The organism is Mycobacteroides franklinii (assembly GCF_002013895.1).
GTDB classification, from domain to species: Bacteria; Actinomycetota; Actinomycetes; order Mycobacteriales; family Mycobacteriaceae; genus Mycobacterium; species Mycobacterium franklinii.
Window position 1 is genome coordinate 101342 of sequence record NZ_MAFQ01000015.1, and the last position, 14717, is coordinate 116058.

Here is a 14717-nt window from a genome sequence, read left to right on the forward strand (position 1 = left end):
AGTCTTATCTACTAAACGAAAGTCTTTCCATGGCAATCAATTTGGAACTCCCCAAGAAGTTGCAGGCTGTTCAGGAGAAGGGGCATCAGGGCGCTGCCGAGCTGGTACGGCCCATCTCCCGCAAGTACGACCTGGCCGAGCACACCTACCCCGTCGAGTTGGAGACCCTGGAGACGCTGTTCGCAGGTGTCTCCGCGGCCGGCACCTTCGCCTTCGCCGGCGCAGAGGCCTTCCGCGCCGAGGAGAACACCAAGAAGCAGAACGTCAACGGCGCCAACATGTCCGCGCTGCTGAACGCCCTCGAGATGAGCTGGGGCGACTGCGGCCTGCTGCTCACCATCCCCTTCCAGGGGCTGGGCAACGCCGCCGTGTCCAGCGTGACCAGCAAGGAAGATGCCGACAAGTTCGGCAAGGTGTGGGCCGCCATGGCCATCACCGAGCCCGGCTTCGGTTCTGACTCGGCGGCGGTCACCACCACCGCCAAGCTCGACGGCGACGAGTACGTCATCAACGGCGAGAAGATCTTCGTTACCGCCGGTTCGCGTGCCACCCACATCGTGGTGTGGGCAACCCTGGACAAAACCAAGGGCCGCCCCGCCATCAAGTCCTTCCTGGTGCCGCGTGAACACCCCGGAGTGACGATCGAGCGTCTCGAGGAGAAGCTCGGCATCAAGGCCTCCGATACCGCGGTCATCCGCTTCGACAACGCCCGGATTCCGAAGGACTACATCCTGTCCGATCCGGAAATCAACACCGAAAAGGGTTTCGGCGGTGTGATGAGCACCTTCGACAACACCCGCCCGATCGTGGCCGCCATGGCCGTGGGTGTGTCGCGCGCGTCACTGGAGGAACTGCGCAAGATCCTCGAGGATGCAGGCATCGAGATCTCCTACGACCGGCCTGCACACGCCCAGCACGCCGCCGCCGCCGAGTTCCTGCGGATGGAGGCCGACTGGGAGTCGTCGTACCTGCTGACACTGCGTAGCGCATGGCAGGCCGACAACAACATCCCCAACTCGATGGAAGCGTCGATGGCCAAGGCCAAGGCCGGCCGCGTCGGCAGCGACGTCACCCTCAAGGCCGTCGAAATGGCCGGTACCACCGGCTACTCCGAGCGCACCCTGTTGGAGAAGTGGGGCCGGGACTCGAAGATCCTGGACATCTTCGAGGGCACCCAGCAGATCCAGCAACTGGTGGTGGCCCGCCGCCTGCTGGGGCTGAGCTCCGCCGAGCTCAAGTGATGCGCTGACCAAGATCCATTGCGGCCCTTCCGGGACTCCCCCGGAGGGGCCGCACCCTTTTCGTCGAGCCACTTGAGCACGAAGCGACGAAGCCAGCTAAGCTGCCGTTTCGATCGGTGCAGCGCATCACTTCAGGGAGGACAACCATGTGGGTTCGGTCAGGTCTGCTCGCTCGGCTCGTCCTGGTGAGCTGTGCCCTCGTTCCGTTCGGAGCCGGCGTTCCGGTTGCCAACGCGGATGAGTCGACCTGCGCTGCGATCGATCAGATGTCGAAGACGATCGACGACCCGGCCAACAACGGGCCGATCGTCACCGAGGCACTGATGTATCTGCGCGCCGACAATCCCGCCTACTCCGGCCTGGACCGACAGGTCGAGGCCATCGGCCAGGCGCGGGACATGTGGGGACGCAACAACGATGCGGTGCGTGCCAACCTGGATGGTGTCACCGAGCCGGGAGCGCGCCAGCAGCTCACTGCCTACGCCGACGGCCTCAGTGGCGCTTACGACCTGGCGGGAACGTGGCTAGCCGCTACCCCCGAGGTGCGCTCCTCCCCCGACATCGTCGATCGTGGCGGGGCGGTCGGCGGCTTATTGTTCGACGGCGCCAACAACTTCCACGTACTGGCGAACATCTGTAACGGCGGCCGACGCTAGGCGTGCGCCTCAACCCTGCCGAGGCACGCGGCCGCTTCCGGGCGGCGGCGGTGGCACGGCTGGCGACGATCAGCGAATCCGGTGCGCCACATCTGGTTCCGGTGACCTTCGCCGTCGCCGACGACCTCATCTGCTGGGCCGTCGATCACAAACCGAAGTCACGCAGCGACTTGCAGCGCGTACGCAATATCGCCGCGAACCCTGCGGTCAGCTTTCTGGCGGATCGCTACGACGAGGACTGGGCAGCGTTGTGGTGGGTGCGCGCCGACGGCATCGCGCGTGTTCTGGATACCCCCGACGCCACCTGGATCACGTTGCTGGCCAACAAATATCGACAGTATCGAGAGACACCGCCAACCGGCCCGATGATACTGACCGATGTTTTCCACTGGAGCGGATGGGCAGCCTCGGCTACTGAGGCCTGATCCCGTCACGCTCGCAATCGGCGAGCAACAGCCGCTTGATGACCTTGCCGGTCGACGTGCGCGGAAGTGCCTTGACGAAGTACACGTCACGCGGCACATGGAACTTACTGAGCCGGTTTTTGATGAAGGCGCGCACCATATCGCCGTCGAGGCCGGCGTCCTTGTGCAGCACGACAAACGCCGACAGTCGCTGCCCGAAGCTGTCGTCGGAGGTCCCGACGACGGCGACATCGGCAACCTGCGGCAGGAAGGACAGTGCGTCCTCCACCGGTCGCGGGAAGACGTTTTCACCGCCGGAGATGATCATCTCGTCATCGCGACCGTCGATGTACAGGCGGCCGTCGGCGTCGAGGTGGCCCAGATCGCCGGTATCAAGCAGGCCGTTCACCGACGCCGGTGACGGATCTGCCACATATCCCTCGAACAACATCTCATTGCCGACGAAGATCCGGCCCGTGACGCCGCGCGGCACCGGGCGCCGGTCGGCATCGAGAATCGCGATGGTGGTGCCCAGCGGCGGCCGGCCGACGGTGGTGGGCGCGATCGCAAGATCCTCGGGATCGGCGATGGTGGCCCATGACACCTCGGTGGATCCGTAGAAGTTGTAGAGCACCTCGCCAAATGCATTGGTAAACCGTTGTACCAGTGAGGCATTCAGCGGCGAACCGCTACAGGCGACCAATCGCAGGCTCGATGTGTCGTACTTCTGACGCACCTTTGCAGGCAGGTCCACGATGCGTTGCAGCATGACAGGCACAGCGATCATCGTGGTGACCTTGCGAGTGGCGATGGCGCGCAGGCACTCTTCCGGATCGAACTTCTCTTGCAGGATCACCGTCGCCCGCAGCGGTGTGCTGATCTGCAGGCAGCCCAACCCCCAGGCATGGAAGATGGGCGCCGAGATGAGCATGGTCTCGTTCATCTTCATGGGCATCCGCGAAAGCATTGCCGCGATGACGGCGAACCCGCGTGGCGTGGGCCGCAACGCCCCCTTGGGCGTTCCAGAGGTTCCGGATGTTTGCACCACCTGATGGCCGGGGCGGGTAGGTGGCAACACTCCGGGCTTGTCGGCTACCACGAAGTCATCGAGTCCACGGCGTCCGTTGATGGCACTGCGCCGGCCGGTGCTGACGAGCTCGACCTCCCACGGCACGTACCTGACGAGCTCATCGAGCTCATCGTCGACGAACACCCTGGTGAGGTTGTTGCGGGCGACAGCAATCTGGATCTGAGTTGCTGCGAGTGCGTTGTTGAGCAGCATCACGTCCACCCCGAGCATGCCGAAGGCAATGAGGCACTCGACCATGGCAATGTTGTTGCGGGCCAGCAGGCCAATCTTCGAGGTTTCGTTGATGCCGGCACGCATCAACCCAGTGGCCAGCCCTTCGGCGCGTCGATCAAGTTGCTCGAAGGTCAGTTGTCCGGCGTCGTCGGCGACCGCGAGCTGTTTGGGGGCGCGCGCCGCCGCGGCCGCATAGCCGCCCTGAAGGGTGAATCCCCACCGGGCCAGTGAACTCAACTGGCGAAGCCCACGGTCAGGGCGCGGAATGCGTACCACACCCACGCCGACCATCAGCCGGGCGATGCTGACTTGAAGATTTCCGTTGTCACCGGAGTTGGACACGGTGGAAGTAGGCGCGCCGGAGAGATAGTCATCGATTCTGTCCAGTCCGTCCATCAACCATTGGTTGACGGCCACACTCGGCTTCTTGATGCCGGAGGGCAATACCGATGCCGCCCGCAACACCGTGATACGGACTCGGGTCTGCGCAGACCGTTCCTCGAACAATCGCACGGAAATCAGCCCGTCGTTATCGACGCCCTCGATCGCAAGACTTTCCTTGGTGTTGCTGAGAATCAGCCGAACGCGAGCCTTCACCTTGGCGGACAACACCAGGTATTCGGGATCCGGTCCTGCCTCGGTGCTCTCGATCAAGGTCTCGCAGGAACCAACCCCGGTAAAGAACATGGGGTACGTATCGGGTGAGCTGATCAGCTCCCACACCAGCCCGCGTGGGTGCCTGAGCAACTTGTCGCAACTAATTACATCAGCGACCATAATAGTAGTCCTACCTGCGGTTTTCGGTCATGCATCGCGCGAGCGTACCCGATGACGCGCATCACTGCCGAATAACCATTGTGGCTCTTGTCACTACCGTGACCAGATTGCCGAACGCAGGCCAGAGCGAATTACCCACCACCTCGGCAGCGCACCGCCGAGTGGCAAATCATCGACCGTGCGGCCCCCGGGAGACGCGACAGGGTTCGCTCGCCCTGGGCGGGCGCCGCACCACTAGCTACCCATCACCTCGAGGCGGGCGATGAGACACCACCGCAGTGCGGGCATCGCCGCCACGATAGGCAGATGGAAGCTCCGGCATCGACCTCGCGCCCAAGATGATTGGAGCCTTCGGCAGGCACGCAACGCCTACGCGTGGCCCTCCCCTAGATGTGGGGTGCCTCGCGAATCTTGCTGTTGTCGTTCCCAAGTGTCTTGCAGTACATCGTGACCGAGGTACGCATCGCGGAGATCTCCAGGTTCGACGCATCACGCCCGCGTTCGTCCTTGACCATCTTGCTCACCGCGTCGTTCTGCTTCTGTTCCTCGGCGGCGATGAAGTCCTTGCATTTGGTATCGCCGCCCATGTTGACGATGCCCGAGCACCCCGCCAGCAGCGCGACTGCCACGAAACCTGTTCCAGCCAACACCTTCAGAGCGGTCATGCCGTGACAGTAGCTCATCGCCGCACCCACTCCGGCAAGATGTACGTTGACGCAGAGACAGGGAGGGTCATGTTCCATCTGTTCAACGAGCGCTCACGGCAGGTCATCGTGATCGCACAGGAGGAAGCGCGCGAACGGCAGCACAACTACCTCGGAGCAGAACACCTCCTGCTGGGCCTCGTGGGCGAAGGAACCGGGCTTGGTGCCCGCCTGCTTGCGACCGCGGGGGTCCGGTTCGAGAACGCGACGCGGGTGATTCAGCAGCTCATCCCGCTGGGTCAGGAGCCACCCGGCGAGAAGATTTCGTTCACTCCGGGCGCCCAACGGACACTTGAACTCGCTATGACGGCGTCGGAGAGTCGCCGGCACACGGAGATCTGCACAGGACACCTACTCCTAGGTCTCGTCGACGCGGCGGATCCCATCATCATCCAGATTTGGGAGAGGCTCAGCGTCGATGTTCTCGACCTCTGGGACAACGTCCGAGCGCACTTGGACGAGAATCTGGGCGATTAGGCGGACACCGCTTGCGACCGCACCGCGATGCCCTGCTCACCCTCGCTGGCAGCACGTCGCAGGGCTCCGTATTCACCGATATATCCGGCCAGACTGCCCACCACGGGCAGCATGCCGAGATACCGGAAAATCCGCTTGGGTTGCGGACGCTTCTCCAACTCGTCGCCGATGGCCCGCAGCGTGCCCGCGAGATGCCACAGCGTGCGGGCCAAGGCGAACGGCGACCAACTGCGCGGGCTCTCCGGCGCCTGATCGTCGGCACCCGCCAACGCCTCATCACTGAGCGTGCGATTGCACAGCACCTGCGCAAGCAGACGAACCTGCTCCCGATGATCGTCAATTCCGAGTTCCCGGGCGATGGCAACCAACACGATGGCCTGGTTGGAAAACCCGAGCAGGTCCTGCACGGGTAGACGCGCCGCGAGGGCACCGAAAACGCCTGGGAACGCAACAAATACGGTGTTGACGGCGCCAACCCGCTGCACCCACCAGTGCGCCTTCCCGCGGGCGTCCAGCATGTCCCACGCCTTTGTGCCGGGAGTCGTCGCCGTGTTCAATGCACAAGCCAGTGCGTCCAGCGCCTTATCGGCGACCCCCTCGCCGGCACCCAACTCGTAGGTGCGTTCTTTGAGACCGAACGGATCGGACTCCGCCAGCACCGTGAGCACCGGGTTGATTATCCGGACCGCACGGCTCAACACGTCGGCGATATCGGCGTCGGACAGCACGGCGGTAGGCAGCGAGATGAGACCCATGAACAGATCATTGCCTAGCCACCGACCGAGCGCGACAGCGTCCTCCCCGGCAACCCGGGCGGGCAAATCTCCAACTTCCCAACCGTTGACTTCGTAATAGTTTCGATATAGCTTCTGCGTAATAGTTTCGTAGGTACGGGAGGCGGGTCCCCTTGGCTGACTTTTTCTGGCACAACAACGCACGTAGGGGGCGTATCTAGTGGCACGGTTCTTCCGCCACGGTGAACTACCGTTGGTGCTCCTCGCCCTACTCGCTCAGCGGCCAATGCACGGCTACGAGCTGATGTCCGAGCTATCACGTCTTTTCAGCGCCGGTGGCTATCGCCCCTCCCCCGGGACCGTCTATCCCGCGGTGGATGCGCTGGCCGCAGAGGGCCTGCTCACCGGACATACGCACGAGGGCCGGACGGTCTACAGCGCATCCGAAGAGGGCGAGCAGGCGCTGGGCAGGCGTATCGATGTGCTCGCAGGAGTCGAGGTGCGCACGGGCGTGCGGTTCGGCGGCGGCGACTCGCTCGAAAAGATCCTCGCCCGTTTCGCCGCCCGGATCACGCCGTTGGCCGGCCGGGTGGACCCCGCGGCCGTCGAGGCAATCCTCGACCGCGCCGCTACCGAGATCACAGCCCTTGACCAAACCAAAACCCCAGGGAAGGAATCAAATAATGGACGGTGACGCCTTCGATCGAGCAGTAGAACGCGCCGAGCGCCGAGCTGAGGAAGAGCATCGTCGCCTTCAGCGCGAACGGTACGAACGTGCCCGGGCAATCAACCGCACCGCGTTCCGGATTCATGCCAGCGTCTTCGTCGCCGTCCAAGTGCTCTTGATCGCCATTTGGGCCCTGACATGGCAGTTCGACCACGGCACTGCCTACCCATGGTTCATATACCCGCTACTCGGATGGGGAATTGGCCTCATCGCGCACTACGTCTTCGTCAGGAACATGTGGCTACAGCCCGCACCGTCAACACATCCAGAGGAGTCCCAATGAACACCGCCACCACCAACGTCGACGCCAGACCCATCACTGTGCGGCGCATCAAATTTCGCTACCCCACAGGGTCCTTGAACCGCCACTACGTGCAAGGCGACCTCATGATGAGCCACATCGTCGCGATGATGTCCGCGGTGTTCCCCGAAGGGGAGGACTACTTCATCCGTTCTGTCAGGCACTTCTCCGACCAGATCACCGACCCGGCACTCAAGAGGCAAGTAGCGGGATTCATCGGCCAGGAAGTGACACATGGACGGGAGCACCGTGAACTCAACGAGCGCCTGCAGGAGATGGGATATCCGACGGCGTTCTTCGACAGACTGACTTCCCGCACGCTGAACTGGCTGACACGACACTTCCCGCCGCACTTCAACCTCGCCGTCACCGCCGCAATCGAGCACTACACCGCCGTAATCGCCGAGACGCTACTCACTGACCCCCGCGCACAGGATCTGTTAGGCGAGAATGAAGTTCGGTCAACGCTGCTCTGGCACGCGCTAGAGGAATCCGAGCACCGGGCCGTCGCCTTCGATGTCTACCGAACCGTCGGCGGCACCGAGCGGCTGCGCATTTGGGCCATGCGGCTGACGACAGTCGACTTCGTCATAGGTGCCTTCGTGAACATTCTGGCCTCCCTGACTCGCGACCGTGCCGCCTACAACCCACGACGGCTGTTCAAGAGTATTGCCGCGCTGCGCCGTTCACCGTTCGCAAACCGCGAGCTGATCGCGCGTATCCGCGCCTACAACCGCCCCGGATTCCACCCCAATGACGTCCCTAACACCGAGCTCGTCGAGCAGTGGAACGCCCGACTGTTCGGCGAACAAGGACAACTGGCCGACAACCTTCGCTAATAGCAGCGAGCCCCGGCCGGCGTGCACTTGCCCGCACCCGACTCCTTTGCTCCCACATTCATGAACACCGTGTTCGGAAATGCGGCGAGGCGTGCGTGGTGCGCACCACGGGAACCAATTCCGCTGGACAATAACGGCCAAACCACCACGAACGGAGGCTGATTCGGCGTACTGTGCCCTCAGCACAACAAGACAAGAAGGATGGGCAATGCAGCTCATGGTTTCGATCCCGCAGAGTTGCGAGGGCTGACCTGTGGCACTCACGGCAACTCTGATTACTGCCGCAGTCGGCGCGACCGCATTCGGCGCTTCACTCGCCATTGCTCCACAGACTCCGGACACTGTCCTCTACGTCATCAGCTCAGATCGCCCGATCACGGCGATCACCTGGAGAGACAGCCTTGGGCACATGCGTGATCAGCCCGTCGACGGCACGCAGCACACCTGGGCCTGGACCTTCACCAGTGACGTCGCCGATCCGCCGTACTTCGTCAGTGCCCAATCTGCCGGGGCTGCCGTGACGTGCCGCTTGATCATCAACGGCAAGGTCACGGTCGAAAACACCACCACCGGCCAGACTGCGGCCACCTGTCACGGATAGCCCTGCGCTCACCCGCGCGATTCAGCGATGCTTCGCGACCGTGAGCAGCACCGCTGAATCGGCCAGCGCCTGTAGCGAGTGTCGGGCATCGGGGATTTCGATCAGGTCACCGGCACGACCGTCCCAATGTTCGGCGCCGACGACCAGGCGCACCAATCCCTGAATGACGTAGATGGTGGCCTCGCCCGGATTCTCGTGCTCGCCGAGTTCAGCGCCCTCGCGTAGAGCGATCACCGTCTGGCGCAATATCCGTTCATGCCCGCCGACCACCGTGTCCGCGGCGTTGTGCCCGTCGTTGGCGCGCTCGAACAGTTGACGTATCAATGCATCGATCGAGCGTTTCTGCATCATCCCATTCCATGCCTCGGCGCCAGGCCCGTCAACCCTCCGCGTCCGTGCGTTCGGGTCACCCAATCGGGGCGGCTCGTTGCCCTGCCATACCCTGGCACCGTATGGCAATGTGGCCAACGGCGATGTAAACCAATACAAGGTCTGTAACTCACGAAGAGGAGTCGGCATGTCGTCCATACCAAGATTTGTGGCTTACGCAGGAATTGCCCTCGCCGCCCTGGGTGCGTCCACCCTCGGCGCGCCACTGGCCGCAGCGGAAGATCCCCCAAATTGCACACCCGCGGATCTGCTGGGTGTGACATCCGGCGTGGCGGCTTCGGAATCGGTCTATCTGCACACGCACCCTGACGTGAACGACTTCTTCAACGGCTTCAAGGGCAAATCGAGAAGCGAAATACGTTCGGCGATCGACGGATACATGGCCGCGAACCCGGACGTGAAGGCCGACCTCGACGGTATCCGTCAGCCGGTCACCGACTTCAAGGAACGCTGTGGTGTCGCGGTAAGTCCCATCAATTGAATCTAGGAAGTGGGGTGCAATCGCAATGAGCACACAGTGCGCCTTTGCGCGGTTACTAATCTTCGCCTTTTTGGGCGTGACCACCGCTGTTGGTGTGAACCTTGTGGACGACGGAAATGTCCAGGGCGGCACGGCGCCCGCGGTTACCTACAGCGCGGACCCTTGGGACGATGAGACGGAGTTCCTGACCGGAAACGACGCGATGAACATCTACACGCCGGATTCGCGGCAGATCAACGGTCAGCCGCAGAACATCGGCGGCGGGAGAAACAGCAACGGGATCGGCAAGTCCTGCAACAACCCCGGGGTTCAGTGCCGGTAGCTTCGGCATTCTTGCCTCTACAAGTACCGCGGGCCAGAGACTGACATTGTCTCTGGCCCGCGGTATTCCACGACCTTGCCTCCGCCCGGCCACATAGTGAATCCGCGACATTTGACCGGGCTCCGTTCGAGCCAAACCCGCCTATGTCACGATTACCGACGAATCAAGGATCGTGGCGGCCGCGGACAGTACCTACCTCGGCGCGAGCAGTGGAGGGGTGCCCGGCGAATGTCTCTTGTTGATCCATCACGCTTCGCTCCGTGGTACTGCCCACCTCCCCTGTTCCGGAACATCGAACTGGGCCGGATCGAAGTTTCATCGGGGCGCCTAGCGATTCGCGACGTCTATGACCTCCACTATCCGCAAGTGGTCCTGAATGTCGATCCAGGGAACTATCGCGTGTGGTCCACCGAGCTCAACATCCGAACAAAGCCAGGGGCTCCACTGTTTCGGCCGGCGTATCTGTCGATTCAACTCTCCGATGCTCCCCGCAAGCGGATCGACTTCCCCGAAGACCTCTACGGAAAGCCAGCTCCCCCATACGGAATCAGCGTTTCCACCGATCTGGGCATGATTCTGGTCCACGACGCCGAGTCTGTTTCTGCCAAAGAATTTGAGGCACTAGATCGCAGCTGGGAGCGCGCATGGGAAAGCGACAGGGATTACTCGGACGTCTACACCTCAGCAGGTGCGACAGTCATCACCTGTAAAACGGTGATCGACAAGTCCCGCCATCCGATCGTGGCCAGTTATGACGCCAAGAATCTGCCCGTCGGAATTCATGTCGACTTCGGGGTACTCGATGCTTCCCAAGCGACACTGCACAATTCACGCGGCCGTGTTCGGCGATGGGGCGCGGCCGCCGGCCGGATGTTCCGCCGGCGATAGGCCGACACCCCATTGATGCGCGCCCAACTTGCCGCCTCCGCCGCCGAACGGTTTAACGCCTCCGTGGAGGCAATCCTCGAGGTCGGGGATCTTTCCGATGAAGAAAGCCAGCAAGTCCCGGCGTGGTGGAACGAACTCGTCGAAATCCCTTGCACTGATTCGATTCACCGCGCGCTTGGCGAATGGAATCGCGCACTCCCGGGATCGATGCGACGTCTCAGGCAGTCCTGAACGAGTACTGCCTGGATGTATCACCGGTGCGAATGAGTTCCGACGAGCACACGGGCATCGCGCTGCAATACACATTCGATGCGCCCGATGGCCGTGAGTTCTTATTCGGCTACGCCCCTGAACGAACAGAATTATCCGTTGTCGCAAAGCTGCCGAAGAGTGTCAGAAGGTTCTACTCCGGCCTCCACAATGGTCTTCACAACGAACCTGTCTCTGAGCCGGTCGGAATCTACAAAGCCGACAAACTCATCGACTGGGCTTCCTGGCTCGGCGACAGTAAGTTGCACTATCTCAGTGCGCCACCCGAAAATCCGCCACTGGCCCGGGACCTGGCCATGTTCTACACGGACGGGGCAAGCGGATACATCCTTGCCAACACCGGTCCGCAAGGTACCGAAGCGTGGACCGCAGGGGCCGGACTGCTCGACGAAGAACCACGCGCATTGTGGGACGTTGTCGACGATTGGCTGGCCCTCGCGCTCACCGGCGATTTCATCGACTAGCGGCACCTTCGACGGGCATTTCCTCACGCACCAAGAGGCACATCGACAGCTAAGCGGGATCGCTGGCCCTTCGGCGATCTGACACCCAATTCTTCATATTGCCAGGCGGATACCGACTACCCCGCAACTCGACACCTGCACCCCAGGAAGTCGAGCTTGACAGCAAACATATTAGCTCTCATCAATCCTAGACATCAACACGTTACTATGCCATGATCCGTTTGGTAGCTACGGCGTGTGATGCGCGCGCAGCCGACAACGGGAGGGCCACATAGACATGGTTGTGAGCGCTCACTGGCGCATGCCACCAGGTTTGCGCCAAACACCGACGGTGGTGGCCACCGCCAGCCTTTCCGTCGACGGGGCGAAGATCATTAGCGACCGCGCAATACCGGGAAGAGGTCCACTGTCCAAACTGCCGCCACAGATGCCCGATTGCCAGGGCGGCATCAATCAGCCACCGTTGGATCAGAACCCAGGCATCAGCATATACAACACCAGATCAGTAGGGGCACAACAGGTTCCATCTCAGCGCGGCACCCGGATACACCCAAGATCGGGGCAGAAGTAAGTGGTAGATCCGCAGATTCGGCCGAGTGCTGCAGGGGCGCCTAGGCATCGTCGGTGGCCGACCGTTCTGGGTATCGCCGTTTTGAGTGTCGTGGCAGCTCTGACGTTGTGCGCCGTGGCGAGCTTCGGGTATCGGGTGTATGCCAAGGTGCGATATGAGTTCCGTTCGGAGCTCGCCGCCAAAACGGTCAACACGAACTTCTCCCAGATCAACGGCCGCTTTCCGGCTGAAACCCTCACTGTCAATCCGGATTACCCCGCCGGGACGTGTGTTCACCTGCATATGACAGCCACTCACATGCAGTTATCCAAAGCCAAATGCGGGGCCCCGGACAACAATTACTTTGTTATACAACAGGTTCGGAACCACACCGACTGCGTCGGCGATACCGAGCAAAGATACTGGGACACCAACACCGCGGATGGCGGCGAGTGGACAGCGTGCCTTGACTACTACTGGGCTCGCGGCAATTGCCTGAGCATCGGCAAATACGAAGCCACCCGCGTCAGATGCGACGACCGATCACACCTGAATCGAGAGAAGCCACTGAACGTCATCTTGAACACCACTACAAATGCGGGATGTCCGACCGGGGGTTTCCCGCACGCGGTGCGCAAGTTCACGATCTGCACCGAAACACAGAAGTAAGTACCGAACTCGTGACCGAAAGGCCAGCGTTGAAGCCGGTGATCGATTGGTCTTGTCTGGATTGCGGGATCGACACCGACAACGTCGACGGACACGGTCACGACGAGTACTACATGCTCCACCACGACCTATGGCTAGAGATCAATCCCCATGCGACTGGGCACCTGTGCATCGGATGCGCAGAAGGGCGCCTGGGCCGACGTCTGATCGCGTCAGACTTCATAGATGCTCCGGTCAATACGAACCCGCGAAGAGCGAGCGCACGTTTGACGTCACGTCTCGCACATCCCGATTAGGGCGTACCCCCCACAGCCACAAGCGCCGAAACACACCCGCTCCGATACTTTCGCGCGACCTAGAAGCGAGTCCGAAAAATGACGCGGGCCAGAGACCAAAGCTAGTCTCTGGCCTGCGCACCTAGTAGCGGGGACAGGATTTGAACCTGCGACCTCTGGGATATCCGAGAGTTGAGCTAGCACAAGCCGTCTCGGACAGTCAATCACAAGCATGAAATGATGGATGAACAGCGCCAATCCGACCGATTGACAGGAATGGACAGTCGAACACCCCCCCGGCTCCAATCCAGGACAACCGGGGGTGCCGTCGACCGGTGGACCAACGCCGAGGGACTGTGCCGCGTAGCCCTGCTGCGGGGGCCGCGCCCGAGGCAGGGCGCTGCGAGGTCTAGTTGGTGCTCACACCTCGTCAAGGAGTTCGTCTTGCAGCTCTGGCGCGGGGGTTCCGGGTACGTGTCGATGCCTGGTCGCGGCCCCTCTCCTCAAGCAAGGGAGATGGTTTCGAGGTGAGGGTTGGGGCCGCGACCAGGGCGGTGACCGGGTCACCGGGCCGATAGAGGTGGAACATCCGGCATCCCGGGCTGCCGAGCCCGCTGTGGTGGATCCCTGCAAGGCTCGGCCGGTCAGGCGTTGATGGGCTCTCGGGCCGGAGGCGATGCGGTATCGACTATCACGGTATCGGCCGGGCGATCCACGGTGATCTTGCGGGGCTTAGCCCTTTCGGCGACCGGGATCTGCAGGCGCAGCACGCCATCGTGATAGCTGGCAGCGATCTTCTCGGTGTCCAAGTTGTCCCCGAGGACCAGCTGGCGAGAGAAAACACCTCGCGGCCGTTCGGTAGCCAGCATGTCCCGATTCGGGTCCACCGGTGCGCGTTCAGCGCGCACGGTCACCACGTTGTGCTCGATATCCAGATCCAAGGAATCCTGGGCGATTCCGGGCAGATCGAACTCGACAATGAACTTCTCGCCGTCACGCCAGGCGTCCATGGGCATTGCGGCCGGGCGCGCGGCCGTACCAAGCACCTGCTGGGTGAAACGATCCAAGTCCCGGAACGGGTCGGTACGCATCAGCATGGTGGTCACCTCCACACAATCCTTTCTCAATATCGGTACGCAAACCGCATGATAATCTAGTTCATACGGCCTAGATTTTTATATAGCACTGACCGAGATAGAGGGCAAGTAGGTGACGCCAGAAAATTTCCCACTCCCGACGGGTGGTACTACCTTCGGGCCGAATGCGGCTCTGCCCGTAGATGATCCTTCGCGAACCCTGGGCGTGTACGGCATCTCCGTAGCAGCTGAACTCTCCGGTACCGCGGCCGATTCACTGCGATTGTGGGAACGTCACGGCCTCCTGATGCCCGCGCGCACCAACGGCGGCACCCGCCGCTACAGCAGCGATGACCTCACCCGCATCCGCCGCATCACTACCCTCGTGGCCGCCGGGGTCAACATCGCCGGCATCGCGCGCATCCTGCACCTCGAAGACGACAACACCGCCCTGCGCGCCACCCTCAGCCACCAACAACCCGACCCGCGCGCACGCTGAACAACAATGGGACGCATTCGGTTTGGCTGGCCAGGTTTCGTGCCTCCACAAAGCTTGAGTGCATCAACG

General features: G+C 62.0%; 18 protein-coding genes and 1 pseudogene. 14 read left to right on the forward strand and 5 right to left on the reverse strand.

The features are described from left to right. Positions 1–29 precede the first annotated feature (29 nt). From B4393_RS22865 to B4393_RS22875, 3 genes are all read left to right on the forward strand, one after another. The gene (locus B4393_RS22865) at positions 30–1241 is read left to right on the forward strand and encodes an acyl-CoA dehydrogenase family protein (protein ID WP_070938776.1); all 1212 of its coding nucleotides are present in this window, start codon (positions 30–32) and stop codon (positions 1239–1241) included. A 146-nt stretch (positions 1242–1387) separates the two neighbouring features. Further along, positions 1388–1897: a hypothetical protein gene (locus B4393_RS22870; RefSeq protein ID WP_078279759.1), complete on the forward strand. Its 510-nt coding sequence runs from the start codon at positions 1388–1390 to the stop codon at positions 1895–1897. Between the two features lie 2 nt (positions 1898–1899). Continuing rightward, positions 1900–2322 (forward strand): TIGR03668 family PPOX class F420-dependent oxidoreductase, encoded by a 423-nt coding sequence (locus B4393_RS22875; protein ID WP_078336094.1) that lies wholly within the window; start codon positions 1900–1902, stop codon positions 2320–2322. On the opposite strand, the gene B4393_RS22880 is transcribed toward B4393_RS22875, so the two are convergent. Further along, positions 2309–4381 (reverse strand): acyl-CoA synthetase, encoded by a 2073-nt coding sequence (locus tag B4393_RS22880; RefSeq protein WP_078336095.1) that lies wholly within the window; start codon positions 4379–4381, stop codon positions 2309–2311. The two genes, B4393_RS22875 and B4393_RS22880, sit on opposite strands and share 14 nt — an antisense overlap. Positions 4382–4767: 386 nt before the next feature. Next, positions 4768–5064 carry a hypothetical protein gene (locus B4393_RS22885; RefSeq protein WP_078280769.1) on the reverse strand — a complete coding sequence of 99 codons (297 nt, stop codon included), beginning with the start codon at positions 5062–5064 and terminating at the stop codon, positions 4768–4770. 21 nt (positions 5065–5085) lie between these two features. Between B4393_RS22885 and B4393_RS22890 the strand changes: the two genes are divergently transcribed. Continuing rightward, positions 5086–5562 carry a Clp protease N-terminal domain-containing protein gene (locus tag B4393_RS22890; protein ID WP_078336096.1) on the forward strand — a complete coding sequence of 159 codons (477 nt, stop codon included), beginning with the start codon at positions 5086–5088 and terminating at the stop codon, positions 5560–5562. Here B4393_RS22890 and B4393_RS22895 read toward each other — a convergent pair. Next, complete coding sequence (locus B4393_RS22895) at positions 5559–6317, reverse strand: hypothetical protein (protein WP_330359284.1); 759 nt, start codon at positions 6315–6317, stop codon at positions 5559–5561. The two genes, B4393_RS22890 and B4393_RS22895, sit on opposite strands and share 4 nt — an antisense overlap. A gap of 199 nt (positions 6318–6516) precedes the next feature. Here B4393_RS22895 and B4393_RS22900 point away from each other — a divergent pair, with 199 nt between their 5' ends. From B4393_RS22900 to B4393_RS22920, 4 genes are all read left to right on the forward strand, one after another. Continuing rightward, on the forward strand, positions 6517–6990 hold the full coding sequence (locus B4393_RS22900; RefSeq protein ID WP_078336098.1) for a PadR family transcriptional regulator: 474 nt from the start codon (positions 6517–6519) through the stop codon (positions 6988–6990). Further along, positions 6980–7306 carry a 2TM domain-containing protein gene (locus tag B4393_RS22905; RefSeq protein ID WP_078279774.1) on the forward strand — a complete coding sequence of 109 codons (327 nt, stop codon included), beginning with the start codon at positions 6980–6982 and terminating at the stop codon, positions 7304–7306. The genes B4393_RS22900 and B4393_RS22905 overlap by 11 nt, the downstream gene beginning before the upstream one ends. Further along, entirely contained in the window at positions 7303–8163 is an 861-nt protein-coding gene (locus B4393_RS22910; protein WP_078336099.1) for a metal-dependent hydrolase, read from the forward strand. The genes B4393_RS22905 and B4393_RS22910 overlap by 4 nt, the downstream gene beginning before the upstream one ends. 253 nt (positions 8164–8416) lie before the next feature. Further along, positions 8417–8764 (forward strand): MmpS family transport accessory protein, encoded by a 348-nt coding sequence (locus B4393_RS22920; RefSeq protein ID WP_078336100.1) that lies wholly within the window; start codon positions 8417–8419, stop codon positions 8762–8764. Positions 8765–8785: 21 nt separating this feature from the next. Here B4393_RS22920 and B4393_RS22925 read toward each other — a convergent pair whose 3' ends face one another. After that, positions 8786–9112: a cupin domain-containing protein gene (locus tag B4393_RS22925; protein ID WP_109558639.1), complete on the reverse strand. Its 327-nt coding sequence runs from the start codon at positions 9110–9112 to the stop codon at positions 8786–8788. A gap of 169 nt (positions 9113–9281) precedes the next feature. Between B4393_RS22925 and B4393_RS22930 the strand changes: the two genes are divergently transcribed. From B4393_RS22930 to B4393_RS28185, 5 genes and pseudogenes are all read left to right on the forward strand, one after another. Further along, positions 9282–9635: a heme-binding protein gene (locus tag B4393_RS22930; protein WP_078336102.1), complete on the forward strand. Its 354-nt coding sequence runs from the start codon at positions 9282–9284 to the stop codon at positions 9633–9635. A 25-nt stretch (positions 9636–9660) separates the two neighbouring features. After that, complete coding sequence (locus B4393_RS22935) at positions 9661–9957, forward strand: hypothetical protein (RefSeq protein ID WP_078336103.1); 297 nt, start codon at positions 9661–9663, stop codon at positions 9955–9957. A 172-nt stretch (positions 9958–10129) separates the two neighbouring features. Continuing rightward, a pseudogene (locus B4393_RS22940) lies at positions 10130–10845 on the forward strand (DUF4241 domain-containing protein). Between the two features lie 263 nt (positions 10846–11108). Beyond that, a complete protein-coding gene (locus tag B4393_RS22945) occupies positions 11109–11579 on the forward strand; it encodes a hypothetical protein (RefSeq protein WP_133052612.1) in 471 nt (156 codons plus the stop codon). 661 nt (positions 11580–12240) lie between these two features. After that, the gene (locus tag B4393_RS28185; RefSeq protein WP_236743230.1) at positions 12241–12798 is read left to right on the forward strand and encodes an LppU/SCO3897 family protein; all 558 of its coding nucleotides are present in this window, start codon (positions 12241–12243) and stop codon (positions 12796–12798) included. Between the two features lie 919 nt (positions 12799–13717). Here the strand turns inward: B4393_RS28185 and B4393_RS22960 are convergent. Further along, complete coding sequence (locus tag B4393_RS22960; protein ID WP_078336126.1) at positions 13718–14170, reverse strand: Hsp20/alpha crystallin family protein; 453 nt, start codon at positions 14168–14170, stop codon at positions 13718–13720. A gap of 172 nt (positions 14171–14342) precedes the next feature. Here B4393_RS22960 and B4393_RS22965 point away from each other — a divergent pair, with 172 nt between their 5' ends. Further along, the gene (locus B4393_RS22965) at positions 14343–14648 is read left to right on the forward strand and encodes a MerR family transcriptional regulator (RefSeq protein WP_330359286.1); all 306 of its coding nucleotides are present in this window, start codon (positions 14343–14345) and stop codon (positions 14646–14648) included. Positions 14649–14717 lie beyond the last annotated feature (69 nt).

Bases quoted from the DNA above. Each gene is read 5' to 3' on its own strand.
- B4393_RS22865 (WP_070938776.1), top strand. From the start codon at position 30: ATGGCAATCAATTTGGAACTCCCCAAGAAGTTGCAGGCTGTTCAGGAG.
- B4393_RS22870 (WP_078279759.1), top strand. From the start codon at position 1,388: ATGTGGGTTCGGTCAGGTCTGCTCGCTCGGCTCGTCCTGGTGAGCTGT.
- B4393_RS22880 (WP_078336095.1), bottom strand. From the start codon at position 4,381: ATGGTCGCTGATGTAATTAGTTGCGACAAGTTGCTCAGGCACCCACGC.
- B4393_RS22885 (WP_078280769.1), bottom strand. From the start codon at position 5,064: ATGAGCTACTGTCACGGCATGACCGCTCTGAAGGTGTTGGCTGGAACA.
- B4393_RS22890 (WP_078336096.1), top strand. From the start codon at position 5,086: ATGTACGTTGACGCAGAGACAGGGAGGGTCATGTTCCATCTGTTCAAC.
- B4393_RS22895 (WP_330359284.1), bottom strand. From the start codon at position 6,317: ATGGGTCTCATCTCGCTGCCTACCGCCGTGCTGTCCGACGCCGATATC.
- B4393_RS22905 (WP_078279774.1), top strand. From the start codon at position 6,980: ATGGACGGTGACGCCTTCGATCGAGCAGTAGAACGCGCCGAGCGCCGA.
- B4393_RS22910 (WP_078336099.1), top strand. From the start codon at position 7,303: ATGAACACCGCCACCACCAACGTCGACGCCAGACCCATCACTGTGCGG.
- B4393_RS22925 (WP_109558639.1), bottom strand. From the start codon at position 9,112: ATGCAGAAACGCTCGATCGATGCATTGATACGTCAACTGTTCGAGCGC.
- B4393_RS22930 (WP_078336102.1), top strand. From the start codon at position 9,282: ATGTCGTCCATACCAAGATTTGTGGCTTACGCAGGAATTGCCCTCGCC.
- B4393_RS22935 (WP_078336103.1), top strand. From the start codon at position 9,661: ATGAGCACACAGTGCGCCTTTGCGCGGTTACTAATCTTCGCCTTTTTG.
- B4393_RS22945 (WP_133052612.1), top strand. From the start codon at position 11,109: ATGAGTTCCGACGAGCACACGGGCATCGCGCTGCAATACACATTCGAT.
- B4393_RS22960 (WP_078336126.1), bottom strand. From the start codon at position 14,170: ATGCTGATGCGTACCGACCCGTTCCGGGACTTGGATCGTTTCACCCAG.